The sequence below is a fragment of the Massiliimalia massiliensis genome, from assembly GCF_900155615.1.
Lineage (GTDB): Bacteria > Bacillota > Clostridia > Oscillospirales > Ruminococcaceae > Massiliimalia > Massiliimalia massiliensis.
In genome coordinates this window covers 142,373-167,908 of record NZ_FUHT01000002.1, presented here as the reverse complement: position 1 = coordinate 167,908, position 25,536 = coordinate 142,373, and the positions used below count along the sequence as shown (strand labels likewise).

The following is a 25,536-nucleotide window of genomic DNA, read 5'->3' as shown; positions in this document are numbered from 1 at the left end:
AGAATTCCACTAAAATAAAATCAGTTGCTTGACAATCTCCTTTTAATGACATCACGCTAATATAAAAACTGAGGCGGAGATACTTTTTACGGTATCTCCGCCAAGTTTTATACTGAACGATTTTTTATTATCTTCTTCAGTATATCTGCTTTTTCCCTGTTTGATAGAGGTATACTATCAAGTGCGTTTGCGGTGTGATTCGCATATATCCGGGAAAGCACAGATTCAATTTGTACTCTTTTTTCGCTCGTAATCGGAATGGTGTGTATCGTGATATTCTTGATTCTGTTGTTTTTCATCGATACCCACCTCCGTAAATCTTACGAGGCGGATAGGTTGTCTTATTCCATTTTAGGTTTTGTTGTGACATTATTGTCACAACCGTTATTCGTTTTTATCTTCGCTCCCTTCGTTCAGTTATTTGATATGGTCATAGCCAAGGCTGTTTTGGGTATTATTTATCATACAATCCTTTCCGCCTTTCGGCTGTTACATCCCGCCCATGACGGGACCGCGGTTTTGCTCTTTTTTCTTTTTCTGCCGGGGTAACTTCATGGTAGTGCAGTCCTCAACGTGAGGAGTGCTGTCGATGATATCGGTCAGCTCTGCAAACAGAAATGCCGTATCAGTTCCCAGATGATGAGCGCCGCTGTCGGTGTCAGCGAAATCCAAAATGCTTTCTTCAAACACTTCTTCATCCTGTCCTCCGCCATAGAGAGACTCTGTGAGAACAGCTCGCTCATTCTCCCAGCCTGTGATGATATATTCTGCATTTCCGTATTCGTCTGTTCGGCAAATGCTTGAGCGCTCTCCGCCATCTGTTCCTGAAATTCCACTGTTATCGTTTCGGAGTCCTCTGTAAATTCCATCAGCGTTTCGTTCTGCTGACGAAGTATTCTCGTCAAATCTGCTTTGGTGGCAAGCTGCATCTGACCTTCCAAAATCTCTGTCAGCATATCCGTCTGCGTTTTCTGCAAGCCGATCATCGCTTTCCAGTTCGGCTCGGTAACCGCCACACATGGCTCGGCTCTCGAAGCGGTCTGCATCTGCTGGCGCGCTTGGTCTTTCAAGGACTGCAATGATTTCCTTTCGTATTCTGAATTCATTTTCCATGTTCTCCTTAAGATATTTTTCTTCGTGTAATTTGTTGTCCCGACATTTGAAACCGTCGGGAGTGGTATAGGTGATATACTTTCGCTCGTCCGTCCACTTGACCGAGTAGCCCTCCACCGCCATCAGTTCAATGAAATGAGCCTTGCTGATAGCCAGCGCCATCGCATCTTCGATTGCAATGGCAAGCCGGAGTTTCCAACTTTCACCGTTCTTAGCCGAACGATATTCCCGGTCGGACATTGGCTTGACCGATTTCTTTTCCTGCGGGTTCAGAACAGATAAACCGTACTGCTGAATAATACGGTCAGATTCCTTCATCAGCATTTCTACTTCCGGCTCACTGATATGAAACTTTTTACCGTTTTCTGCATTTACACTGTTCATCACAAAGTGAGAATGGATGTGATCCCGGTCGCAGTGGGTGGACACGACTATCTCGAAGCCTTTCAGCTTGTCCGATTCCGATGCGAACTTCAATGCAATTTCGTGTGCCGTCTCGGGTGTAATGTTTTCGACTACAGGGAACGATTGCACGAAATGATAGAACAGTCTGCCATCCTCTTTGCCGTATAACCGTTTGGTATTTCTGAATTCTGTGTAAGCAGATGCAGGAGTGCAGTTGATTCCGCTGACAAACTTTTTGCCGTCTGCAACCGTTTTCGTATCCTGCATCGTATAGTTCAGCACGAACATCATTCCGGCATTGGTCTGTGCCTTTCGGTAATTGATAAAGTGTACGATTGCCACAGCATCACCTCCGGCGCAATATGGCGGAGAGCAATTCATAAATCTGTTTCAGTTCTTCCTGTGTTTCTGACAAATTAACAGTTCTGATTCTGTCTTGCCGGGCAAGGATCAGTAGTTGATTCACATTGTTTCCGAGCCTTTTGATCTGTGTTACCACCTCGGATAATCCTTCAAAATTGATAATTTCTTTCTGTGTGGTGGCGGAGATAACATAATCGGTAATACTCATTTTTGCTGCCTTTGCTTTATCCCGGATAACCGCATCCGTTTCATCGGATATGCGGAAATTCAAGCGTTTTGTTTTCATAAGCGATTCGCTCCTTTCGTCGTTCTAAAAGTGGGTGCAGGGCTTCTGCCCGCCCAAGCTGTTGAAGGCAGGGCGGCGGCCGCTGTGCGGTCGGCGTACAGCCGAAGGCGATGCTGGTTCTCTCCAAGGGAGAGAAAAAAGGCCGTAAATCCTGCGTTGTTTCTCAATCGGTAATTCCAGCAGAAAAGATAAATGTGCGGGGCGTATCTTCTCGCCCTGTTCGCCCCACAAACCGCCCACAACGGCTTTTCTGCTGCTCGGTCGAGTGTTTACTCTATTCCTTGTTTTGAGGTGCAGAAACGACTCATAATATGGGCGTTCTGTCCGCCTTAAGCGGGCAGAAAAAGAACAATGCAACATTGCAATGACACTGTGGTCTGCAATCTTCTTTTGCAATGTTGAAGGAGGCAACGTAGGAGACACTTGCAATGTTGCAATCTTCATTGCTTTAGCGACCACGCCCAATTTACACTGACCTTCCTTGTCCGCAGTTCGGGGATTTGTTTCTTGGCTTCGTTGACTGTTCTTCGGGAGATTCCTCTCTTCTCGGCGGCTTTAAAGATCTCCTCGCAGGGAATTTCATTCCCGCCCGACAGCATTTCCCGAATCAGTTCCTCTGCCTGACCTGTTTTGGTTTCTCTGTATTCATTGCCGCCGGACAGCAAATCGTCAGCGGAGATGTCATCGTAACCGTTCAGCCAATAGAAACCGTCCTCATCTCCGAGATGAAAAGCCAATGATTTTCCTTCGGGCGCAAGGGATGATTTATCGTGAACCACAACTCTTGTGTTCGGTTCTTTCTTCAGCCGACCGACAATGAGAACACTTCTCGCTGCCGCGCGGAAGTCAATCGAACCGAGACCGCGATAGGCGCTGGTAACCCCTGCCGCTTTATTCAGATGACCGACAAGCACAATAGCACAGCCTGTCCGTTCCGCCACCTTTCCAATCCCTTTCATCACTTCACGGGTTTCATTTGCTCGGTTCATATCCATCCTCTCTCCGAGATATCCCTGCATCGGATCGAGGATCAACAGCTTGGCGTTTGTTTGTGTGATGGCAATTTCAATTCGCTCGTCTAAAAATGTGAGGGAATGTTTTTCCTCGTTGATATTGAGTACCATCGATTCGTCTGCGCCGGCTTCTATGAGCCGAGGCTTGACGGTATCCGCAAGCCCGTCCTCTGCGGTCTGATAGATGACACAGAACGGTGTGCGTTGTTCCATTCCAGGCAGAGCCGTTCCGTTTGAACAAGACGATGCTAACCGCAGAGCAAGCGTTGTTTTGCCTTCGCCGGGATCGCCTTGAATGATGGTAACCTTGCCGAAGGGAATATACGGATACCACAGCCAGTTTACGGGCTGTAATTCCACATCCGACATCCGGATGATTTGTAATGTGTTTTCTTCCATTGTAACAATCTCCTTTAAAAATTGTTCTTGAATCAGCTACTGTTCTCACAAAATAAAATGTAGGAGCAGTAGCTATCTTGCAGACAGGCATTCGTCACCATCTCCTTTACATAAAAAAATAGCAGAGGGATAAATTCAGAAAGCATCAGACCAAAATAAAAAAGTGAAATCTATGCTCTGAAATTTATCCCTCTACTTATAAGGACAGTTAAAAACGGTTTGTAAACCGTTTTTTGAAAAATGATGTAAAAAAATACGGAAGCCTATGTTTCCATAGACTCCCGCATCCGGTTAAGCAACTTTTTCAGCCGCTTGGAGATTGCCATCTTACTGATACCGAATTCTTCTCCGATCTGTTCCATCGTCCATTCACAGTAGAAGTACAGATAGATTAGAATTCGGTCATCTTCCGTAAGTTCGGCAATCACTTGCTGCAGTTTTTCAAGCGTGAGGATTCGGAGAACGGTTTCCCAAGTCGGATCGCTGAAAGAATCGTCATGAACAACTGCCGATACTGTTTCGGAATCGCTCTTACTAATGTGTCTGCGGTCGCTCCGTTCTTCTGCAACCCGTCTTTTTCTGTCGCTCTCCAGAAATTCTGCGACCTCATTTGATACTGAAAGTTCGCTATCACCGTAGTGAATGGTTTTTTCCAAAAGTGTTCCTTTCCACCGAGGGAAGGGTCACGGTTGGTGGCCGAAACAGCACCATCTTACTGCTGACTTCAAGGTTTTTATCCTGAGAAAGGCATTGTTGCCTCAGGCGCATCCGAGAAATCTGAGGCCACACAGGTGTGACCTCATCGGCTTTTTAAAAATTTTATTTATCACAGGCTTTCGCCTAATGACCGAAAGGAACTGTTTTCATTATATCAGAACATTTGTTTGCTTACAAGTGAAAAATAGGAAAAGTTTATTTTATATTACTTTACTATTTGTATTTTCTATGCTACCATACAACTGGATTTCATACTTTATAAAAGGAGCGTGATAAAGTGAAAATAGCCATCTACAGCCGAAAATCGCTCTTTACTGGAAAAGGCGAATCGGTTGAAAATCAGATTGAAATGTGCAAGGAATATACAGGCTTTTCTTTGGACGATGGCTCTGAAAAAGAGCTTTTCGTTTATGAGGACGAGGGATTTTCCGCGAAGAACTTAAACCGCCCGCAGTTTCAAAAAATGATGCGCGATTTGGAAACGGAGCATTTCGATTATATCGTTTGCTATCGGCTTGACCGATTGAGCCGTAATGTCAGCGACTTTTCGGGATTGATTGAAACACTTGAAAAGAAAAATGTTCATCTCATCTGTATCAAGGAGCATTTTGACACATCTTCACCGATGGGCAGAGCGATGATGTATATTACTTCGGTGTTTGCGCAGTTGGAACGGGAAACGCTTGCCGAGCGTGTGCGGGATAATATGCATATGCTGGCGCGCACTGGAAGGTGGCTCGGCGGAACGGCGCCGACCGGCTTTGACAGCACCGAACTTTCCGAAGTCATTATGGACGGCAAAATGAAAACCTCGCATACTCTTATTTTTAACGATGAAATCGAAACCGTTAAGCTGATCTATAAAACCTTTTTAGAAAACCCGTCTGTTTCGGGTGTCAGCAAAAAGCTCATTCGGGAAAATATCAAATCAAAAGCAAATGGTAAGTTTTTCTCCATTCCGGGGATTCGGGAGATCCTTTCCAATCCTGTTTACTGCATTGCAGATTCCGACGTATACGAATATTTTCATTCCAACAATGCGGATATCTGTCGAAACAAAAAAGACTGGAACGGCAGTTTCGGCGTGACGGCATACAATAAGCGGGATTATTCCAAAGGTGCGAAGCGAAACAATATCAGCGATTGGATTATTTCAATCGGCAAGCATCATGGAATTGTCAGCGGAAAAGATTGGGTATTTATTCAGAATTATTTTCACGATAACAGCAAGGAAAAAATAATAAACACCTCAGAATTGGGGTTGCTTTCCGGATTGATTTATTGCACCGACTGTGGTGAAAAAATGTTCACAAAACGGCGAAGCAATGATGAAGAAAATTACAGCTATATCTGTTCCAGCAAGCTAAAGGGCGGAACAGCTTTGTGTAATTGTAAAAATCTTTTGGGTAAGCAGACAGATGATTTGGTGGTCGATTTTATCCGAAACAAGCTGGATGATTTTGACCTGTACGGCGAACTGAAAAGCAAAATCAGTGAATATGAAAGCGGCGATCAGCAAAAAGAAATCAAAGCGACAGAGCAAAAAGTCAAAGCTATCGAATCGGAGCTTGATATTTTAACCGAACGCCTTACGGATAGTTCATTAAGTGCGGTTGCCATCCAAGCGGTTGACCGAAAGCTCAATGAAAAAACGGCAGAGAAAGAAAACTTGCAGCAGGAATTGGAAACACTGTTGCAGGGCGATGATCATAAGGTGATTGACACTTATGCGATTGTTTCCGCATTACAGTCTTTCAGTAATGAGTTTAATAATCTGTCTGTATATGAGAAACGGCAGATTATCCGTCTGCTGATTGACCGCATTGAATGGGACGGAGAGGACTTAGATATTTTTATGTACGGCGAATAAAGCAATTTCAGCCCTTTATTCGTCGGCAAATTCTCAAAAGTTGCCGGACTGTTGGTGGCGTATTCCCGACCCTGATTGCTATTATTACCATGTTCTTTGTCGGAGTAGCTGCCAGCCCGTGGAACAGCATCCTTTCCACGCTGATTCTGACAGGCGTTATTATTCTGGGCGTTCTGCTCACCTTTCTGGTATCCCGGCTGCTATCGGCAACGATTCTAAAAGGGATTCCCTCGTCCTTTACCCTGGAACTCCCGCCCTACCGCCGCCCGCAAATCGGAAAAGTACTGGTACGGTCTATCTTTGACCGCACACTGTTTGTACTGGGCCGGGCTGTAACAGTGGCGGCGCCTGCCGGGCTGGTGATTTGGCTGATGGCCAACATTACCATTGACGGTACGACAATTTTGGCCTACTGTTCCAATTTCCTTGACCCGTTTGCCAATCTGTTTGGAATGGACGGCGTAATTCTGCTTGCTTTTATCCTCGGCTTTCCGGCCAATGAGATTGTCGTACCGATTATCATTATGGCATATCTTGCAAGCGGAAGCCTGACTGAATTTTCCGATCTGGCTGCCTTGAAGGAACTGCTGGTGGATAACGGCTGGACCTGGCTGACTGCTGTCTGCACCATGCTGTTCTGCCTGGTGCATTGGCCCTGCTCTACCACCTGCCTGACGATCAAAAAGGAGACGCAGAGCATAAAATGGACCTTGTTGTCCTTTGCTATTCCAACCGTAATTGGCCTGGCGGTTTGTTTTGTGGTTGCCACTCTTTCCAGGGCGTTTGGCCTGGTATAAAGCCTCCCGAAAATGAAAAACCGGGAGGTTTTTCATTTTCCCTTTGACAATGGGTTTTCTTTTCTATACAATAGAAAAGAGAAAAGGAGGAGATGAGATGGGAAAACGTTTTGTGGCTGAATTCCAGGTGAACCAGCCGGAGGAATTTGTCGGATTTATTCTGACCGATTTTTTCGCCAAGGAAGGCTTTCAACTGACCGATTATAACGGGGAAAGGGTCTGGAAAAAAGGAATTGGAATGCTGGCGGCGCCGCAATTTATCAAGGTGAGCTATTATGCCGGACAGGTGCACCTAGAGGCGTGGCTGAAATTTGCCATTCTTCCGGGCGTTTATTGCGGAGAGATGGGATTGGACGGCTTTTGGGGCTTTGCGATTAAGGAACAGCTTAAGAGCCGGGTGATGACATTGATTCAACTTCTTCAGCAGCAAAATGGCCAGGCAGTGCCATTGCAGGCACAGCAGAGTATGACCCCTCCTGCAATGGGATATGCACCCAGTGCGCCGGCTCCTTATCAGGCGGTACCACAGCCGATAGTACACAATCCAACCGGAAAAGCGACAACCTCACTGGTTTTGGGTCTAGTGGGTATCGTGGCATGGCTGGTTCCGCTGCTTGGCGTAATTATAACCGTCATGGGAATTATTACTGGAATTACAGGAAGAAAATCGACTAAACGCGGCCAGGCTACAGCAGGCCTGGTACTGAGCATTATTTTTCTGGTCGTTTCTGTCCTCTGGTGGGTCTTGGGAATTGTATCCATTTTATTCTAAACATAAAATTATAATACAGAGCAAAGGAACTTCAAACCATGAAACCAAATTACAAAAGCACCCTGCATTCCTGCTATATAGGATATATCAGCCAGGCAATTGTCAATAACCTGGCTCCGCTGCTGTTTATTATTTTTCAGACGAGTTTTTCCCTTTCCTATGAAGAGGTTGGGCGTCTGGTGCTCATCAATTTCGGGACGCAGATCGCGGCTGATTTCATTGCGGTCAAGATTACCGATCGGGTCGGATACCGTTTCTGCACAGTCTGGGCGCATTTGTTCTGCACTCTGGGATTGGTATTGCTGGGAACCCTGCCGATGCTGCTGCCTTCCCCTTATTTCGGGCTGGTGATTGCGGTAGTTATTTACGCGATGGGAGGCGGGTTTATCGAGGTTTTGGTGAGCCCGATTGTAGAATCTCTCCCCGGCGATGCAAAAGCCTCGGCAATGAGCCTGCTGCATTCGTTTTACTGCTGGGGACAGATGGGAGTCGTACTAATCTCCACATTAGTCATTCGTTTGATCGGGAATGATTGGTGGTTCCTGCTCCCGATTGTTTGGGCGGTGGTTCCGTTTTACAATATGTTCCGCTTCATGAGGATTCCGCTAATCCAGCCGGAAGAGGCGGAAAAGCTGATGTCCTGGAAGGAGCTGCGGAAATCGAAGATGTTCCTGCTGGTTCTTCTTCTGATGATGTGCGCGGGTGCAAGTGAACTGACCATGTCGCAGTGGTCATCCCTATTCGCGGAGGAAGGGCTAGGCGTTTCCAAGGTTCTGGGCGATTTGCTGGGGCCGTGCTTGTTTGCCGTCTTGATGGGGATTGGACGGGCTGCATATGGAATCCTTGGCCACCGCATCGACCTGAAAAAGGCTTTAACCATCTGCGGCGGACTTTGCGTGATCTGCTATGCTGTCACTATTTTTGCACTGCTTCCGGTATTTTCCTTATTGGGATGCGCCTTCTGCGGACTGTCCGTGAGTCTGATGTGGCCGGGTACATTTAGCATGGCCGCAGCCGCTTTCCCGAGGGGTGGGACGGTGATGTTCGGTATGATGGCGGTGTTCGGCGATATAGGCGGGTCAGTAGGCCCCTGGATTGCCGGCGTTGTGTCTGATCTGGCGCAGAAAACTACTCTTGCGGCAGGCCTGAGTGAACAGACCGGCCAGGCGATGGCGCAGATCGGCTTAAAATGCGGGCTGCTGGCAGCTATTATCTTCCCGATGGCGCTTTTGATTGGTGTGATATTTTTCCGTAAAGAGAAAGCAATAGAAGAATAATCAGGAGATGCACGAATAAAGTGCATCTCCTGATCTTTTTTTGCCTGTTTTGCATAGGATATAAAAAGACCTGTGTACAGGAAAAAGGAGGATTTTATGCCAATCATTTATTTGAGTCCTTCCACTCAGGAGTGGAACCAGTACATCATCGGGGGAACAGAGGAATATTATATGAACCTGATCGCGGACGCGATGATTCCCTATCTTCGATCCAGCGGAATACAGTATGTCCGCAATACGCCGGATATGACGGCGGCTTCTTCTATCCGCGCGTCAAATGCCGGAAACTTTGATCTGCACGTGGCGCTTCATTCCAACGCCTCGCCGGAATCCATGGCGGGTCAGCGCCAGGGAGCGGAGGTATATTACAGCGCGAACAGCGTAAACGGAAAACGGGCTGCGGATATCATTGCCAATAATCTGAAAAAGATTTATCCTAAACCAGAGCTTGTGCGCGCTCTGACTACCGATTATCTCGGCGAGGTTCTGAAAACCAGAGCGCCGGCGGTGCTGATTGAATTTGCTTACCATGACAATTACCAGGACGCACAGTGGATTAAAAACCATATCCAAGCTATTGCGGAAAACGTGGTGCTTTCTTTGACGGAATACTTTGATATCCCGTTTATCCCGCCGCAGATACCGGTCGTTGGGATTGTTACAACGCAGGATACGCCGCTCAATATTCGGAGCAGGCCTGATGTGAATTCCCCGATTGTCGGGAAGGTGTATAAGGGACAGACGGTGGTCATCTTTGGAACCTGGAATGACTGGTATGTGATTGAGGCAGACGGGATTACCGGATATGCCAACCGGAATTATATTACATTATAGAAATCCAAAACAGCCTGCCCAATTCCGCCTGACTTTGTTAAAGGCGCGGCAGGGCACGCATTGGATACAAAATAGAGTTTCGTCATTCATTTAAGAACTTCATAAAGCAGGACCCCGGACAGTCAAAACCGTCCGGGGCCCTGCTTTATTTTAGGAAAGACTAGTTTTCAAATGGGTTTTCTGTCGGATAGTAAACGCCTTTTGGCTGGTTAAATGCAACATCTTCAACGCCCAGATATTTCATAATATTGAAGATCGCCTTGCCAAAATGGCCAAACGCAACAGCGCCGTGATGCGGATAACGTTTTGCGATCAGTACATGACGGTAGAAACGTCCCATTTCCGGAATGGCGAAGACGCCGATCCCGCCGAAGGAACGAGGAGCAACCGGCAGGATTTCTCCTTCAGCCACATAGGATTTCAGACCGCCTTCTGCGGTTCCCTGCAAGCGGAAGAAGGTAATTGGGCCTGGCAGAAGATTCCCCTCCAGTGTACCGCGGCTGACGTCCGGTTCTTTGTCCGGTTCCAGGCAGCGGTGCTGAATGAGCTGGTATTTCATCTCATATTCAGAAAGCTTGCCAGCATTGGTGTTTCCGCAGTGGAAGCCCATAAAGGTATCCTTATGGGTATAGCAGTATTGATCCTTGATGGATTCTAAGTACATGTCAGCCGGAACACTGTTATTGATATCCAGAAGGGTAACAACGTCTTCAGAAGCGCACAGGCCAATATATTCGCTCAAAGCGCCATAGATATCAACTTCACAGGAAACGGGAATTCCGCGTCCGGTTAAGCGGCTGTTGACATAGCATGGGCAGAACCCAAATTGAGTCTGGAAAGCCGGCCAGCATTTATTTGCAAACGCGACATATTTTCTGGAGCCTTTATGCGCTTCAGCCCAATCCAGCAGAGTTAGTTCAAACTGAGCCAGTTTTGGGAGCAGGGTAGGCATTTTGTTTCCGGCGCCCAGTTCTTTTTCCATGTCGGCAACAACGGCTGGGATTCTCGGATCATTGTCATGCTCCTTTACAGCGACCAAAAGGTCGAGCTCGGAGTTCTCTTCAATTTCCACACCAAGGTCAAACAGCTTTTTAATCGGCGCATTGCAGGCGAGGAAGTCGTTTGGACGCGGGCCGAAAGCGATGATCTTGAGACCGCTCAACCCGATTGCTGTACGGGCGACTGGAATAAAATCGTCCATCATGTCACAGATTTCGGAAGCGGTTCCAACCGGATATTCCGGGATATACGCCTTAATGCTGCGGATGCCGAGATTGTAGCTTGCATTGAGCATCCCGCAGTAGGCGTCACCGCGTCCGTCAATCAGGTTTTCTTGGGTTTCTTCCGCGGCGGCGGCGTACATAACCGGGCCGCCGAATTTCTGGGCAAAGATCGTTTCCGGCGTTTCCGGGCCGAAATTTCCGAGGTAAACGACGGTGGCATTGACTCCGTTGGCGAGCAGATCCTCCGCGGCTTTTACAGCGTCGGCTTCATTTTCGATCACCACTGGACATTCGTAGATTTCTTTCCCTTTTTCTTTATAAGTTGCTACGACAGCTTTTCTGCGGTTTTCTGAGAGCTCCATTGGGAAGCAGTCGCGGCTGACAGCGACAATTCCGAGATGGACGTCAGGTACATTATTCTGAAACATTGTCTGTTCCTCCTTAGAGATTTTGATAAGTTAATGATATCATGAAACGAACGGGATGTCTATTACACAAAATGAATAAATATAATGATGAAAAAGTGGACAAAAAGACCGAAAAATGATTCATAATTTGTTAATTAAATGCAATTACTTGAAAGTACAACTTTGATTTCTATGTATAGTTTACACAATTATCGTGCGCCTGCACGATAATTGCTTGCTTTAACACGCAGCGCCTTCTGTACGAAAAGAAATAAAAAAATAATGGGAAAAGAAAAAATTTTGTCGCTATTTGTTATATGTATACAAAAAAATAAAACATTCTCTAAAAAATGCTTGACAATGTGCAAAAATCAAGGTATGATAGGTACTAGATTCGAAGTTGGAGTAGTGTGGTTCATGAGTTCCTTTCAAGAAGGCCCTTTGGCTCAGCCCGGAGACGAAAGCTTGGTGAAGGCTTACCGGCAGGGTGATAATGCCAGCCTGGTTTTTTTAATCTCCAGATATCTGGGATTGATTGACCGGAAGCTGGATCATTATATTGGATGGTCTTCCGAGCGGGACGATATGAAGCAGGAAGCGTTGATGGCGCTGCTGAATGCGGTGCGGTTTTACGATCCGGCTAAGGAAGTGAAATTTTCTACCTTTGCCGACCGGTGTGTGGAAAATTCTATCCGCAGCTCACTGCAAAAACGGAATACAAAAAAGGCAAGATTGCTGAAGGATGCAGTTTCGATTGACGATGCAAGAGAAATTGCCGTTCAGGAAAATCCGGAGGATCTCTATATTGATCAGGAAGGGTATCGCGTAATGCTCGGCCAGATTGAGGTGAACCTCTCCGAATTTGAAAAGAATGTACTGTTTTCTTATCTCGAGGGAAATAACTATGCACAGATTTCCACGCTGCTTGGCTCCTCGCAGAAGTCGGTTGACAATGCGCTGCAACGCGTACGAAGAAAGCTTAAAACGGTATTCTTGAAGTAAGAGGTAATTTGCTGAAATTATGCCCTGATAGCTTAAAACAGAGCGTTGTGCAAATCAAAGGTGACGGTTTGAGTCCGTTAACGGGCAAAAATATTTTAGACCAAGCGAGGTTGTTATTTATGTACGAAGACAAAACATTAGTGTGCAAAGAGTGTGGAAACGAATTTGTATTTACTGCCGGCGAACAGGAATTTTACGCTGAAAGAGGCTTTGAAAACGAACCTCAGAGATGTAAAGACTGCCGTATGGCCCGCAAAAATGCAAATAAGGCTCAGAGAGAAATGTACACAGCTACTTGTGCATCCTGTGGTGCAGAAGCAAAAGTTCCGTTCAAACCGAGAGAAGATCGCCCTGTTTATTGCAGTGAATGCTTCGCAAAAATGAGAGGCGAATAATAAGTTCGCAGTAAACCGCCCATTTTGGGCGGTTTTATTTTTAGGTTTAATAAACTGTTCTGAAAATTCACCTGGGTTTTTAGATAAATCCTCTAGAACTTGCGCAAAATCTTATGGAATTTGTGAATTGTCATTTTAGGCCGGTTTTGGTATACTATTAGGGTAAAGTAGGCAAGAGTAGGAGAGCGATGCACAGCACTTTATGCGTGTTTGTTGTATCGTTTTTTTGTATTTGGCGGAAGGGATACAGGTGGCGGTATGCTCAAGCAGATGATCAAAGCACTGGAAGAAATGCCGATTATTGCAGCGATAAAGAATGATGAGGAGCTTCGCCTTGCATTGAAATCGGAATGCCAGGTCGTGTTTGTGCTGTATGGGGATATCTGTAACATTGCCGCGATTGCCTCGCGCTTAAAAGACGCTGGAAAAATTGCGATCATCCACGTCGACCTGATAGAAGGTCTGGAAAACAAGCCGGTTGCAGTGGATTTTATTAAGCAGATGACGCGGGCGGACGGGGTGATCTCCACTAAGCCGGCGCTGGTGAAGGCTTCAAAAGAGGCGGGGCTGATTACCATTCAGCGTTTTTTTGTCCTGGATTCGCGGGCGTTTGAGAATATCCAAAAGCACATTTCACTGGGCCTTGCCGACCTTGTGGAGGTTTTGCCGGGGGTTATGCCGAAAATCATCCGCAAGCTTGCAAGCGAAATGGAAGTGCCCTTGATTGCCGGCGGGCTGATCACCGATAAAGAGGATGTGATTAATGCCCTGAGTGCCGGTGCGCTTGCGGTATCTACTACCTTGAGCGATATCTGGGGCAGTTAAGTAGTCGTAGAACCAGAAGGAGGATTCTGATATGAAAAAATACATTGTTGCTTTGGACCAGGGAACAACGAGTTCCCGCTGTATTGTTTTTGACCGGGATTTGAATATCATTTCTCTGGCTCAGAAAGAATTTCCGCAGATTTTTCCGCAGTCCGGATGGGTTGAGCAGCGTCCGATGGACATTTACGTGTCCCAATACGGCGTGCTGACCGAGACGATTCTGCGCGGAGATATCAAGCCGGAAGAGATTGCGGGAATTGGGATCACCAACCAGCGTGAGACGGCGATTATCTGGGACAAGGAAACCGGAAACCCCATTTACAATGCAATTGTGTGGCAGTGCCGCAGAACCTCGGAGATCTGCGAGGATCTGAAAAACCGAGGGCTGACAGATTATATCCAGCAGAGCACCGGGCTGTTGATTGACGCTTATTTCTCCGGCACAAAAATTAAATGGATTCTGGATCATGTTGAAGGCGCCCGCGAAAAAGCACAGAGGGGCGAGCTGCTGTTCGGCACAGTGGATACCTGGCTGATTTGGAAGATGACAGAAGGGGCAGTCCACGTTACCGATTATACTAATGCCTCCCGGACAATGCTGTTTGATATCAACCGCCTTTGCTGGGACGAAAAGATTCTGGAAGAGCTGGACATTCCGAAATCGATGCTGCCGGAAGTCAAGAGCAGCAGCGAAATCTATGGGACTGTGAATATTCAGGGCGTCGAAGTGCCGATTTGCGGGATTGCAGGAGACCAGCAGGCTGCTCTGTTCGGCCAGGCCTGCTTCCATAAAGGCGATGCGAAGAATACATATGGAACCGGCTGCTTTACCCTGATGAATATTGGAGATAAACCGGTTCTGAGCAAAAAAGGACTGTTGACAACGATTGCCGCCAGCGTGGGCGATCAGGTTTCCTATGCGGTGGAGGGAAGCGTATTTGTCGGAGGAGCTGTTATCCAGTGGCTGCGCGACGGGCTGCGGCTGATTGGAGATTCCCGTGATACGGAATATTTTGCCTCCAAGGTAAAAGACAACGGCGGCGTCTATATTGTGCCTGCCTTTACCGGAATGGGTGCTCCGCACTGGGATATGTATGCGCGCGGGACGATCTTCGGCCTGACCCGTGGGACGAACCGCAATCACATTATCCGCGCCGCTGAGGAGTCGATTGCCTATCAGACAAAGGACGTGATTGACGCGATGGTAGAAGATACCGGAATTGCTGTCAAAGCCTTGAAAGTAGACGGCGGCGCCTCTGCCGACCATCTGCTTATGCAGTTCCAGTCAGATATTTTGGGCATTCCGCTCCATCGTCCGATAGTAAGTGAAACAACGGCGGTTGGCGCTGCGTTCCTGGCAGGGCTGGCGGTCGGATTCTGGAAGGATCTTGACGATGTGAAGCAGAGCTGGAATCTGGGGATGACCTATGAGCCAAAGATGGATAAGGAAGAAGTAGAACGGCTCACCTCAAAATGGAAAACAGCGGTAGAATGTACCAAAATGTTTAAGTAAGCTTTATAAATAGAACAAAACAGCGTCCTGCAAAAATTTGCAGGACGCTGTTTTGCTTATTCCGGCAGGAACATCAGATCCAGAAGGTCTGTTCCTGATTTTGTACGAAATATTTTTTCACGGATAGAGCGAATCTCATCCTTCCCGAGCTTTGCCTCAAAGATATTGACCAGAAAATCTGCTTCCACCAAAATCTGATAATCCAATCCGTCGATGTCGGTATAGGTATGGTGATGCCCGACAAGATAACAGACCCGGTCGATTAGTTCGGGTTCAAATTCCAGCTCGGATAATAGTTCCCCGGCTGCCGGCGGCCCTTCAATTTCCTGGAGATGCCCTGTCTCATGCTGATATTTTTCCAGACTGGGGCGAATTCCGATGTCATGCACCAGTGCCGCGGCCTCCAGTGTTTCCAGCTTTTTTTCCTCCAGACCGGAAGCTTCCCCAATCAGCTTGGCGAAACTGTGAACCTTTAAAAGGTGCTGAACGCGATGCGGCGCACCCTGCTCATACCGAACCATCTGGAAGGCAAGTGTGTTGAGCCTTTCTCTGTTCATGGCCGTAATCTCAGGCTTTCAACAAGGCGAAAGCGCTTCCTTTCTTACAGATTTGAACTGGGTGTCCGTCCATTATTCTTCCCCGCGCATGGCAGCTTTCATAATAATCTGCGCACACAGCTCTGTGCCGAGATTTCCGCTGTCAAGACAGAGGTGGTAGCGGTCTGCATTACCCCAATAGTCATTGGCGTAAAACTGATAATAGCTTTTTCTTTTTTTATCAGTTTTGGCGATCATCTCTTTAGCATGCTTTTCGTCCGTATCGAATTGTTGCATAATCCGTTTGATCCGATCCTCCAGAGGCGCGTGGATATAGACGTGCAGGCAGTCCGGATATTCCTGCAGGATAGAATCGGCACAGCGGCCGACAATTACACAAGCTCCTTCGTTTGCCGCCTTCCGCACGGCATTTGCCTGTGCATTAAAAATCTGGTCAGAAAGGGTAAAGTCCGAATAACCGGTAAAGGGATTGGCTGCGCTGGCCGCCATGGAAAGGGAGTAGAGGAAGCTTGTCGGCGGATTTTCCTCTGCGTTTTCAAAATGGGACTGGTGGATTCCACTGGTTTTGGATGCCAGTTCAATCAGTTTTTTGTCATAGAAGGGGATCGCAAGCTTCTGTGCAGTCAGCTCGCCGACCTCGTGCCCTCCGCTGCCAAATTGGCGTGAGATTGTGATAATGGTTTGCGGTTTCATATGAATGCCTCCTTTGACATTGATTACTATATTAGACCTGATTCAGGGAATCATAAAAACAGGTTCTGACAAAAGCCGTTTATTGGGCCAGATAATTTATGATATATTTATTATAACACGTTGTTTCAAAATTTGCATAACAATTTTAAAATGATTGCTTTCACAAAGGTTTCACAATTATTCAAGGACTGTTTATTGGTTTATCAAAATCCTGTCACTGTGGTTGTGTATGATATAACCGTAGTCAAAAAGAAAGTGTTTGAGCAGCCGTATCAGCGGCGGTACTCAGGGAAAACTAAACCGCTGAATAAAGGAGAGAGAATTATGTATCAGCAGTATGATGGGAAAAATGGAATCAATCAGGAATACGAGGTTTTTAATCAACAGAATCAGCAGCCTGTAAATCCTTGGAATCCTCCAAGCCAGCCGATTTATACAACAGGCAATACCAGCCAGCCGGCGGCCGCCAAAAAGCCGAAAAGGGCAGCTAAAATGATAGCAATTATCCTGGCGGGAATGATTGTTGCAACAGGCTGCGGCTTTGGAGGGAGCTTGTTGGCGCAGCAGCTTTCCGGGAACAGCACTTCGACACCGTCCGTTTTAAAACAGTCGGTTGTAAACACCTCTGATAAAGAGAATGCCGGAGATGGGACGAGCGTTTCAGATATCGCTGCGGCAACAGAAAACAGTGTGGTTGAGATTACCACCGAGGTGGCACAGACAAACCAGTTTATGCAGCAGTACACGGCTTCCGGTGCCGGAAGCGGCGTGATTGTCACATCAGACGGATACATTGTAACCAACAACCATGTGATAGATGGGGCGAGCAAGATTACTGTCCGGCTGAAAAACGGGGAAAGCTATTCCGCGACACTGGTCGGTACGGATGAAACCACCGATCTTGCAGTCATCAAGATCGATGAAAAAGATCTTCAGGCGGTTACGCTTGGAGATTCCGACCAGCTCGCAGTCGGTGACCTTGCCGTCGCAATCGGCAACCCGCTTGGAGAGCTTGGCGGTACGGTGACAGAGGGCATCATCAGCGCCCTGGACCGTGAAATCACTATTGAAAACCAGACTATGACCTTGCTGCAGACCAGTGCCGCAATCAATCCGGGCAACTCCGGCGGAGGACTCTTTAATGGGAAAGGGGAGCTGATCGGAATTGTCAACGCAAAAACCTCGGCTTCAGGTATTGAAGGTCTGGGCTTTGCAATTCCGGTTAATACGGCAAAACCGGTTATTGAAGATTTGATTGAAAACGGGTACGTTACCGGACGGATTAAATTGGGCGTGTCCTTCCTGGATATCCAGGATCAGGAAACCGCGATGCGCTATCGTGTCAATGATCTGGGAACCTATGTCTATCAGGTAAACGACGGTTCAGATGCGGACAAAGCGGGTCTGTTAACCGGCGATTTGGTGAAATCGATTGATGGAACAGAGATTACTTCTTCCAGCGAAATCAAATCCTTGATGAATGACTATTCAGTGGGTGATCAGATGAATATTACTGTGCAGCGGGATAATAAAGAGGTAACTGTCACTGTAACCTTTACTGAGTACACGCCCGAAGACAGCAGCCAATCCTAAACTTGATGTTTTTTCATATGTTTTTCTCAAGCCAGAAACCGGTTAAAGACCGGTTTCTGGCTTTTATGCGTCTTTTTACAGTTTGCCGACGGGTTGAATCCAGACCGTAAGACGGGTATAATGAAAAAAATAGAAGTATTGCAAGGCCGTTTATTAGGGGAGAGAAGGATTATGTTTTACCAGAAGAAAGCAGGGCAATTGGAACGGGCTGATGAAATAGGGCAGTGGGATCCGGCCGCTGAAACAGCGGGCTGCCTTTCCCTGGAGGAATTTGAAGAAAATTTTGACGCGCTTGGCTTTCCGGGAGAATGCCTGGCCGTCTGCCGGTTGCCAGACAGCCGTTTTCACAGCAGCCTGGAGGTGTATGATTCCTACAGCTATGGCATTGTCCATCTATTGGATGTTCGCCATGTCCGCAATCCCCGGAAACGGGCCGCGCTTTTTTTTCGCAGGAATCTGTTTTTAGTTGTCAATCTGGATCGGGAGCCGGGAGTTTCACAAGCGGCTTTTTCTCGGCTGGCAGAGACGATAGGAAAGCGTTTTAGTATTGAACGTATGGTTGGCGGCGTGCTGATGCATCTCATGCAGGGGAGTACCGAAGTTCTTGCGAGCTGTGAAGAACAGATTCTTGACCTTGAGAAAAAGATAATGAAGGAAATACTCAGCCCGGAAATAAACCAGAAAATTTTTCAGATGAAACGCGGTCTTACTATCCGGAAGGATTACTATGAGGAATTGACCGCGTTGGGAGAAGCTCTCTGTGAAGATGAAAACGATCTGTTTGAGGATGAAAATTTTCGTTATTTGCAGGTGATGATCAATAAGGCGCAGCGGCTGAGCAGCCATACCCAGTCCCTCTGTGAAAGTTTGGTGCATGTCCGGGAATCCTATCAGTCGGCGCTGGACTATGGCCTGAACCGCAGCATGAAGCTTTTGACTGTCGTGGCAACCGTTTTTATGCCGCTCACATTAATTGTAGGCTGGTATGGGATGAATTTTAAAAGTATGCCGGAGTTTGGCTGGAAATATGGTTATTTAGCAATTATTATCGTCAGTATTCTTGTAGTGCTGATCTGCCTATGGATTTTCAAGAAAAAGAAGCTGTTTTAGCAATTTCGGTCTAATGTAGTTGAAAGGGTACATAGATATGTGATAGAATGAAACTGTTAATGAAAAGAGTGGAGGATGACATTTATGTGGAAGAGGTCTGGCCTGAAGCAACGGGCGAGACAGTTGCTGAAAGCCCAATATTGGCGGCTTGTCGCGGTATGTTTCATTATGGCCATCCTGACAGGAGTTTACAGCGATACGTTAAATGTATTGTTCAGCTATGATTCTGCCCGGGAGATTCACAGTGCAAATATCTTGATGAATTCCAGCGAAGGGATTTCCAATTCGGAAATTGTCAATGAATTTTTAACCGGGATTGGCGTAGATCAGCAGAAGGAGCAGGAGCACCGTTACGGCACAGAAGGTGTGCTGGCAGCCATTTTTAACAGCACTACACAGTCGGGTTCTATCCTGTTTGGGATTTTAAATTCGCTTAACCAGGTACTGTTTCATGACCGGATCATGGCCAGCGTGATCATCATGATTGGTGCGATGCTGCTGGTATTGTATTCTCTGTTTGTCGAAAATATGCTGATTGTGAGTGAATGCCGGTTTTTCCTGGAAGCGAATACCTATCCCAAAACACCGATCCAACGGCTTCTTTTCCTGATTCGGATCAGGAAAATCTGGAATGTTGACAAGGTGATGCTTTTTAAAACGCTTTTTACCCTTCTGTGGGATTTAACCCTGGTCGGGGGAATTATCAAGCGCTATTCCTACCGGATGATTCCGTATATTTTGGCGGAGAATCCTGCTATTGGACGCAAGGAGGCCTTTGCCCTGTCGAAACGGATGATGCATGGAAACAAGTGGCGTACCTTTCTGCTGGACGCCTCTTTTCTTGGATGGTGGGTGTTGAACCTGATCACCTTCGGCCTGCTGAAGATTTTTTATATGAACGCCTATAAAACAGCGACGACGGCGCAGCTTTACCTTACCCTCCGGCAGCAGGCGGTTGAGCAGAAATATGAGTACTATGAATGCTTGAACGACCCCTACCTGATCCGACAGCCAGATTTGCCGAACGGCCAGCCCTTGGATGAATACCCGATGAACCTATTCCCCATTCCGGAATATGCGAGAAGGCAGTGGCTCAGGATCGATTATATGCGCCATTATACGCTGCGCTCCTTGATCCTGCTGTTCTTTACCTTTTCGATACTCGGCTGGGTATGGGAGGTGCTGCTGAACCTGGTAAACGGGCTTGGCTTGGTTAACCGTGGGGTTCTGCATGGCCCGTGGCTTCCGATCTACGGAGCCGGAGGAGCTGCTGTTCTAATTATCCTGAAAAAGATTCGGGAAAAGCCTATTCTGACATTTTTCCTGACAGTAGTGATCTGCGGCGTAATGGAATACCTGACCAGCTTTGTGCTGGAGTTGATGACAGGGACGCGCTGGTGGGATTATTCCGGCTTTTTATTTAACCTTAACGGTCGGATTTGCTTGGAGGGACTGATCGTATTCGGCTTGGGCGGCTGTGCGTTTATCTATGTCCTGGCCCCTATGCTGGATGAGTTCTACCAGAAAATCCCGAAGAGGGTGCAGACTCTGGTTTGTGTGATTCTGCTGGTGTTTTTTGCGGGCGACCTCGGCCTATCTTATCTTCACCCGAATACTGGGAAAGGAATTTCAGATTATCCGACGCGGCCTCCGGTTGTTAAACAGGAACGGCTGCCAAAACCACAGAAATAATAAAAAAACAAAGCGCAAAAGGGTGAACAAATGTCACCTTAATTGCGCTTTGTTTTTTGTCTGAAAAGAGCGGATAATTCCAAGTTTGTGCTTGTATAAATCTCCAGTTCTAACAAATAATAACAAGGCAAATCATTTTATTGTACAAGGAGATTTTATATATGAAAGCAACGGGAATTGTAAGAAGGATTGATGATCTCGGCAGGGTGGTTATTCCAAAGGAAATCAGAAGGACAATGCGGATTCGGGAAGGCACGCCGCTGGAAATCTACACAACTGGAGAAGGGGAAGTGATCTTTAAAAAATACTCTCCGGTGGAAGAGATGGGCCAGTGCGCGCTTCAGTTTACGGATGTGCTGCATAAAACCGGCGGACTTCCGGCTGTGATCTGTGATAAGGATCATGTCATCGCTGTTTCCGGAATGCCCAAAAAGGAGCTTTTGGAACGCAGGATTTCTCCGATGATTGAGGACAGCATGAATGCCAGACGGGTGATCAGCTACCGCGGGGATACTTCTGATAAGATTCTTGCCGTAGAGGGGATCGACCGGTACACGGTGGTATGCTATCCGATTATTGCTAACAGTGACGTATGCGGGGCTGTTTTGTTTCTGTCAGACGGGAAGCATGTAGTAAGCACAGAATTATTGGAACGGCTGGCCGAGACGGCTGCCATTTTTCTGGGAAAACAGTTGGATGATGAATAAATCCCTGCCGGGAATCAATGCTTCATGAAATAAAAAGGAGGATGCTGCTTCTGCAGCATCCTCCTTTTAACAGCCGGGAGCTATTTTCTTTTCTTTCCGCCGGGATGTTTCTTTCTTTTCTTTCTGACAGAAAAACCAAAACTGCCGATTTTTTTCCCCAGCTCAAAGTACTCTCCATGCGCGAACGCGGCCAGATGGGACCGGGACAGACAGAGCTTGCCCTGTTCGTCAAGATACTGCGGGTCAACGTCGACTGCGGTGATATCAGCCAGGAACATATCATGGGAGCCGAGCGGGATAATCTCTGTTACCCTGCACTCCAAGCTGACCGGGCTCTGCGACAGGACAGGAGCCGATACAGTAAAGCCTTCCTCAATTTCCAGCCCGCAGGCCTCGAACTTATCGAGCTCCCTCCCGGAACGGACGCCGCAGAAATCAGCGGCGCGGATCATGGAGGCAGTAGTCAGGTTGATGACAAACTCTCCGCTTTCCTTTATCATCGGATAGGAAAAACGGGACGGGCGGACAGAAATATAGGTTTTAGGCGGGATTGTATTGATAATGCCAGTCCAGGCGATGGTGAGGACATTCGGCTGCTCCATGCTGCCGCAGGTTACCATCGCGGGCGGAACCGGTGCCAGCAGCGCCCCGCCCTTCCATTGAATTTTTTTCATTTTGGACAAATCCTTTCTCTGTTTCCGAAATAGATGAAATAAAAAAAGGCTGACTGCTTAAAAATAAGAAGCCAGCTTTTTTTATTTGCATGTCATTCGGCACTAATCAGCACGGGTCACTTTATTTGAACGCAAGCAACGGGTGCAAGCATACACGCGGCATGGTTTACCGTCCACGATTGCTTTCACTCTTTTTACGTTTGGCTTCCAAGCTCTGTTGGAACGTCTGTGAGAGTGAGAAACTTTAATACCGAAAGTAACGCCTTTACCGCAGATATCACATTTTGCCATAAATCTGCACCTCCCTCGACTTACTTTGGATTGACTAACGTTGTTATTTTAACAGATATCGCGGACAAAATCAAGCCTTTTATTGAAAAAAACTCTTTTTTTTCCCTCTTTCTCAAAAATTTAAAGATTGCGCCCTTGTATTTTTACCAGATTATCGATATAATGTTAATCACAGAGAAAATGCTTGCCGGGCACATTCTCTGGAGTAAAAAGTGATAGAAGAAAGAATAGGATTGAATCAATGTCGAGAGAATATGGGATTACTGTTGCAATCCGTATCCTGGTGGTGCTGACCGCACTGCCGCTGCATGAATGCGCGCATGGCTTTATCGCCTATAAGCTGGGCGATCCAACCGCGAAAAACATGGGCAGGCTGACCTTAAACCCGTTTAAGCATTTTGACCTGTTCGGGACGATGATGCTCCTGCTGACAGGATTTGGCTTTGCAAAACCGGTGCCGATCAACCCGGCCTATTTCAAAAACCGGAAATCCGGGATGGCGCTTTCCGCCCTGGCCGGGCCGATGTCCAATTTGCTGTTTGCGTTTGTACTGCTGCTGGTTGGGAAGGGCGCGCTTTATTTTATCCCTATGAATGAAACGGCCTTTATGGTGGTTAGGATGATTGTCTCCGTTATGATTACCACCAATATCGGACTGGCAATCTTTAATATGATTCCCATCCCGCCGTTAGATGGCTCTAAGGTGCTGGCTTTCTTTCTGAGTGACCGGACGAACTACAGGCTGATGGCCTGGGAGGGCAGGTACCAGATGTTTTTGATATTTGGGCTGTTTATCCTGCTGTCAACCGGGGTTTTGAGCAGACCGCTGAACCTCCTGGCAGACCTGGTCTATAATGGGCTGGATTTCCTGACAGGCTTTATGGATTTGCTGGCCAGAGTGATTGCAACATAAGAAAAGGAAACAAAAACCGGATGGAACAACTGGAATTTAAGCTTGAGGTGTTTGAAGGGCCGATGGACCTTCTGCTGCATCTGATTTCAAAACACAAACTGAATATTTATGATATTCCGATTGCCGAGCTTCTGGAGCAGTATTTACATTATATTGAACAGATGAAGATGGCTGACCTGGAAGTAACCAGTGATTTTCTTGCCATGGCGGCGCATCTGGTCTATATCAAGACAGTCTCTCTGCTTCCGAAACACGAAGAGGCGGAGGATCTGAAAAAAGAGCTTCAGGGACAGCTGCTGGAATACCAGCTCTGCAAAGAGGTGGCAACGCGACTAAAAAGCCAGTTTGAAGGCCATAATATCTTTATACGTGAGCCGCAAAGGCTGGAAGCGGATAAAACCTATCACAGGATCCATGAGCCCGAGGAGCTTTTAAAGGCATATCAGGTTGCGGTCGGCAAAGCCAAGAGGAATCTGCCGCCCCCAAAAACCGCTTTTTCCGGTATTGTATCCAAACGGATGGTGTCAGTCACCAGCCGGATTGTCTTTGTCCTAAACCGGCTGTATGAGAGCGGGAAGGCGCGTTACCGAGATTTCTTTACCCCCAGCGAGGATCGCAGCGAGATAGTCGCTACCTTTCTGGCGATCCTGGAACTGATGAAGTCGAAGCGGATTACGGTAGATGATGACAACACCTATGTCTATTTTAACCGCAATGCCGGCGTGGCGGCAGAGGACTTCAATGAAGCTGACTATCGATAAGGAGCAGATTACATCAAGATGGAATATAAAAAGTATTACGGAATGATCGAGGCTGTGCTTTTTGCAAGCGGGGAGCCTGTTTCCCTGGAGCGACTGTCTGAAGCCACTGAAATTGACCGGCCGACCTTATCCGGTCTGATGCCTGATTTCATGGCGGAATACAAGTCCTCCGACCGAGGGGTACAGGTAGTCAAATTAGGGACAAGCTATCAGCTCTGTTCAAAAAAGGAATATGAATCGTACATAAAGCGGGCGCTGGAAATCAAACGGAACACGCCGCTTTCGCAGGCGGCTATGGAAACGCTTGCAATTATCGCCTATAATGAACCGGTCACCAAGAGCTTCGTTGAGCAGGTTCGGGGAGTGGACAGCTCCCAGACCGTCAATAACCTGGTGGAAAAAGGGCTGGTGGAGGAAGCCGGGCGTCTGGATGTGCCGGGCAGGCCGATCACCTATCAGACTACCGCGAATTTCCTGCGCAGTTTCCAGCTTTCCTCTTTGCAGGAGCTGCCGCCGCTCCCGGATGAAAGCGGGCAGATCCATCTGGAAGAGGTAGTGGCCTCGCAGGAGGAACCTGTGGAAGAATAAGAACGGTATACTGATTGAAGAAAGGAATGATCGAAGAGATGAAAGCTTTGCTGATCATTGGAATCATCATTTTGGTTTTCGCAGTGCTTTTATCTTTCAGCGCGACGCTGTACGTCAGTATTACCGATGTGGTCCGGATGAAGGCCGGCGCCTTTGGGCTGCGCTTTGACATCAGATCCCCGGAGCGGGATGCAAAACTGGCCCTCAAGGAGACGGAGAGGCTGGAAAAGAAGGAAGAAAGGGCCTTAAAGAAAAAGAAACGCAAAAAAAAGAAAGCGAAGAACAGCAGAACACCGGCGAAGGAAGGACATCCGAAGAAGGAGGAGGCCTTTTCCGACACCGTATTTTTGATTTTGAATATTATTAAATCGATATTTGAGCCTTCTAAATTTGTCCTGCGCCATACCCGTCTGACGGGGCTTTGCTTTGATATGAGTGTTGGGACTGATTCGGCGGATAAAACCGCGCTGACCTATGCGGGAATTGGCATTGCCGTGAACAATACGCTGGCTTTGCTAAAAAGCCAGATCAAGGTGACAGTCAAACGTTTTTCCCTTCGCCCGGATTTTACCGCTGAGCATATTACCCAGGATATCCGGTTTAAAGTGAAAGTCCGGCTGGGCGTGATAATTGCCGGCGGATTGGGAATGCTAATCAATATGATAAAAAATGTATTCATCCATACGAAAGAGGAACAGACGCCTGAGAATGGGCTGAGAAGGGAAAGCGCCGAAGCTGAGAGATGA

Annotated in this window: 24 protein-coding genes and 2 pseudogenes; 17 read left to right on the top strand and 9 right to left on the bottom strand. The window is 47.2% G+C overall.

Annotated elements, in window-relative coordinates:
- Window positions 1–489: 489 nt before the first annotated feature.
- From CZ360_RS00765 to CZ360_RS00750, 4 genes and pseudogenes are all read right to left on the bottom strand, one after another.
- The gene (locus tag CZ360_RS00765) at window positions 490–1,860 is read right to left on the bottom strand and encodes a relaxase/mobilization nuclease domain-containing protein (RefSeq protein ID WP_159438057.1); all 1,371 of its coding nucleotides are present in this window, start codon (window positions 1,858–1,860) and stop codon (window positions 490–492) included.
- A gap of 4 nt (window positions 1,861–1,864) precedes the next feature.
- The gene (locus CZ360_RS00760; RefSeq protein WP_077532305.1) at window positions 1,865–2,167 is read right to left on the bottom strand and encodes a plasmid mobilization protein; all 303 of its coding nucleotides are present in this window, start codon (window positions 2,165–2,167) and stop codon (window positions 1,865–1,867) included.
- 440 nt (window positions 2,168–2,607) lie between these two features.
- Window positions 2,608–3,576: pseudogene (locus tag CZ360_RS00755) on the bottom strand (AAA family ATPase); the annotation flags it as partial.
- A gap of 266 nt (window positions 3,577–3,842) precedes the next feature.
- Window positions 3,843–4,235: a sigma-70 family RNA polymerase sigma factor gene (locus tag CZ360_RS00750; RefSeq protein ID WP_077532303.1), complete on the bottom strand. Its 393-nt coding sequence runs from the start codon at window positions 4,233–4,235 to the stop codon at window positions 3,843–3,845.
- A gap of 338 nt (window positions 4,236–4,573) precedes the next feature.
- Here CZ360_RS00750 and CZ360_RS00745 point away from each other — a divergent pair, with 338 nt between their 5' ends.
- The 5 genes and pseudogenes from CZ360_RS00745 to CZ360_RS00725 all read left to right on the top strand — a co-directional run bounded on the left by CZ360_RS00745 (window position 4,574) and on the right by CZ360_RS00725 (window position 9,846).
- Entirely contained in the window at window positions 4,574–6,166 is a 1,593-nt protein-coding gene (locus CZ360_RS00745) for a recombinase family protein (RefSeq protein ID WP_077532302.1), read from the top strand.
- A gap of 56 nt (window positions 6,167–6,222) precedes the next feature.
- Window positions 6,223–6,963: pseudogene (locus CZ360_RS00740) on the top strand (nucleoside recognition domain-containing protein); the annotation flags it as partial.
- 97 nt (window positions 6,964–7,060) lie between these two features.
- The gene (locus CZ360_RS14175) at window positions 7,061–7,735 is read left to right on the top strand and encodes a DUF4190 domain-containing protein (protein WP_205411091.1); all 675 of its coding nucleotides are present in this window, start codon (window positions 7,061–7,063) and stop codon (window positions 7,733–7,735) included.
- Between the two features lie 38 nt (window positions 7,736–7,773).
- On the top strand, window positions 7,774–9,012 hold the full coding sequence (locus CZ360_RS00730) for an MFS transporter (RefSeq protein WP_077532300.1): 1,239 nt from the start codon (window positions 7,774–7,776) through the stop codon (window positions 9,010–9,012).
- Window positions 9,013–9,108: 96 nt separating this feature from the next.
- Complete coding sequence (locus tag CZ360_RS00725) at window positions 9,109–9,846, top strand: N-acetylmuramoyl-L-alanine amidase (protein ID WP_077532299.1); 738 nt, start codon at window positions 9,109–9,111, stop codon at window positions 9,844–9,846.
- A gap of 160 nt (window positions 9,847–10,006) precedes the next feature.
- Here the strand turns inward: CZ360_RS00725 and CZ360_RS00720 are convergent, their stop codons facing one another.
- Entirely contained in the window at window positions 10,007–11,497 is a 1,491-nt protein-coding gene (locus CZ360_RS00720) for an L-fucose/L-arabinose isomerase family protein (RefSeq protein WP_077532298.1), read from the bottom strand.
- 396 nt (window positions 11,498–11,893) lie between these two features.
- Here CZ360_RS00720 and CZ360_RS00715 point away from each other — a divergent pair, with 396 nt between their 5' ends.
- From CZ360_RS00715 to glpK, 4 genes are all read left to right on the top strand, one after another.
- The gene (locus CZ360_RS00715) at window positions 11,894–12,478 is read left to right on the top strand and encodes a sigma-70 family RNA polymerase sigma factor (RefSeq protein ID WP_159438056.1); all 585 of its coding nucleotides are present in this window, start codon (window positions 11,894–11,896) and stop codon (window positions 12,476–12,478) included.
- 119 nt (window positions 12,479–12,597) lie between these two features.
- The gene (locus CZ360_RS00710) at window positions 12,598–12,873 is read left to right on the top strand and encodes a zinc-ribbon domain containing protein (RefSeq protein WP_077532879.1); all 276 of its coding nucleotides are present in this window, start codon (window positions 12,598–12,600) and stop codon (window positions 12,871–12,873) included.
- Window positions 12,874–13,131: 258 nt separating this feature from the next.
- Window positions 13,132–13,698, top strand: coding sequence for a glycerol-3-phosphate responsive antiterminator (locus tag CZ360_RS00705; RefSeq protein ID WP_077532296.1), 567 nt, complete (start codon window positions 13,132–13,134; stop codon window positions 13,696–13,698).
- Between the two features lie 31 nt (window positions 13,699–13,729).
- Window positions 13,730–15,211: a glycerol kinase GlpK gene (gene glpK / locus CZ360_RS00700; RefSeq protein ID WP_077532295.1), complete on the top strand. Its 1,482-nt coding sequence runs from the start codon at window positions 13,730–13,732 to the stop codon at window positions 15,209–15,211.
- Between the two features lie 56 nt (window positions 15,212–15,267).
- Here the strand turns inward: glpK and CZ360_RS00695 are convergent, their stop codons facing one another.
- A complete protein-coding gene (locus CZ360_RS00695; protein ID WP_077532294.1) occupies window positions 15,268–15,768 on the bottom strand; it encodes an HD domain-containing protein in 501 nt (166 codons plus the stop codon).
- 72 nt (window positions 15,769–15,840) lie between these two features.
- Window positions 15,841–16,461 carry a cytidylate kinase-like family protein gene (locus tag CZ360_RS00690; protein ID WP_077532293.1) on the bottom strand — a complete coding sequence of 207 codons (621 nt, stop codon included), beginning with the start codon at window positions 16,459–16,461 and terminating at the stop codon, window positions 15,841–15,843.
- A gap of 324 nt (window positions 16,462–16,785) precedes the next feature.
- Between CZ360_RS00690 and CZ360_RS00685 the strand changes: the two genes are divergently transcribed.
- The 4 genes from CZ360_RS00685 (at window position 16,786) to CZ360_RS00670 (ending at window position 21,563) form a co-directional block, all read left to right on the top strand.
- A complete protein-coding gene (locus CZ360_RS00685; protein ID WP_077532878.1) occupies window positions 16,786–18,054 on the top strand; it encodes a S1C family serine protease in 1,269 nt (422 codons plus the stop codon).
- A gap of 171 nt (window positions 18,055–18,225) precedes the next feature.
- Window positions 18,226–19,164: a magnesium transporter CorA family protein gene (locus CZ360_RS00680; protein ID WP_159438055.1), complete on the top strand. Its 939-nt coding sequence runs from the start codon at window positions 18,226–18,228 to the stop codon at window positions 19,162–19,164.
- 84 nt (window positions 19,165–19,248) lie between these two features.
- Window positions 19,249–20,856 (top strand): DUF975 family protein, encoded by a 1,608-nt coding sequence (locus tag CZ360_RS00675; RefSeq protein WP_159438054.1) that lies wholly within the window; start codon window positions 19,249–19,251, stop codon window positions 20,854–20,856.
- 161 nt (window positions 20,857–21,017) lie between these two features.
- Window positions 21,018–21,563: a stage V sporulation T C-terminal domain-containing protein gene (locus tag CZ360_RS00670; protein ID WP_077532877.1), complete on the top strand. Its 546-nt coding sequence runs from the start codon at window positions 21,018–21,020 to the stop codon at window positions 21,561–21,563.
- Between the two features lie 80 nt (window positions 21,564–21,643).
- Here the strand turns inward: CZ360_RS00670 and CZ360_RS00665 are convergent, their stop codons facing one another.
- Complete coding sequence (locus CZ360_RS00665; protein WP_077532290.1) at window positions 21,644–22,237, bottom strand: flavin reductase family protein; 594 nt, start codon at window positions 22,235–22,237, stop codon at window positions 21,644–21,646.
- Between the two features lie 102 nt (window positions 22,238–22,339).
- Window positions 22,340–22,528, bottom strand: coding sequence for a 50S ribosomal protein L28 (rpmB, locus tag CZ360_RS00660; protein ID WP_077532289.1), 189 nt, complete (start codon window positions 22,526–22,528; stop codon window positions 22,340–22,342).
- 241 nt (window positions 22,529–22,769) lie between these two features.
- Between rpmB and CZ360_RS00655 the strand changes: the two genes are divergently transcribed.
- Genes CZ360_RS00655 through CZ360_RS00640 form a run of 4 tightly spaced genes read left to right on the top strand, consistent with a single transcriptional unit; the run spans window position 22,770 to window position 25,536 of the window.
- Window positions 22,770–23,441, top strand: coding sequence for a site-2 protease family protein (locus CZ360_RS00655; protein ID WP_077532288.1), 672 nt, complete (start codon window positions 22,770–22,772; stop codon window positions 23,439–23,441).
- 20 nt (window positions 23,442–23,461) lie between these two features.
- Window positions 23,462–24,202 carry a segregation and condensation protein A gene (locus CZ360_RS00650; RefSeq protein ID WP_077532287.1) on the top strand — a complete coding sequence of 247 codons (741 nt, stop codon included), beginning with the start codon at window positions 23,462–23,464 and terminating at the stop codon, window positions 24,200–24,202.
- An 18-nt stretch (window positions 24,203–24,220) separates the two neighbouring features.
- Entirely contained in the window at window positions 24,221–24,790 is a 570-nt protein-coding gene (scpB, locus tag CZ360_RS00645) for an SMC-Scp complex subunit ScpB (RefSeq protein WP_077532286.1), read from the top strand.
- 26 nt (window positions 24,791–24,816) lie between these two features.
- Window positions 24,817–25,536 (top strand): hypothetical protein, encoded by a 720-nt coding sequence (locus CZ360_RS00640; protein WP_077532285.1) that lies wholly within the window; start codon window positions 24,817–24,819, stop codon window positions 25,534–25,536.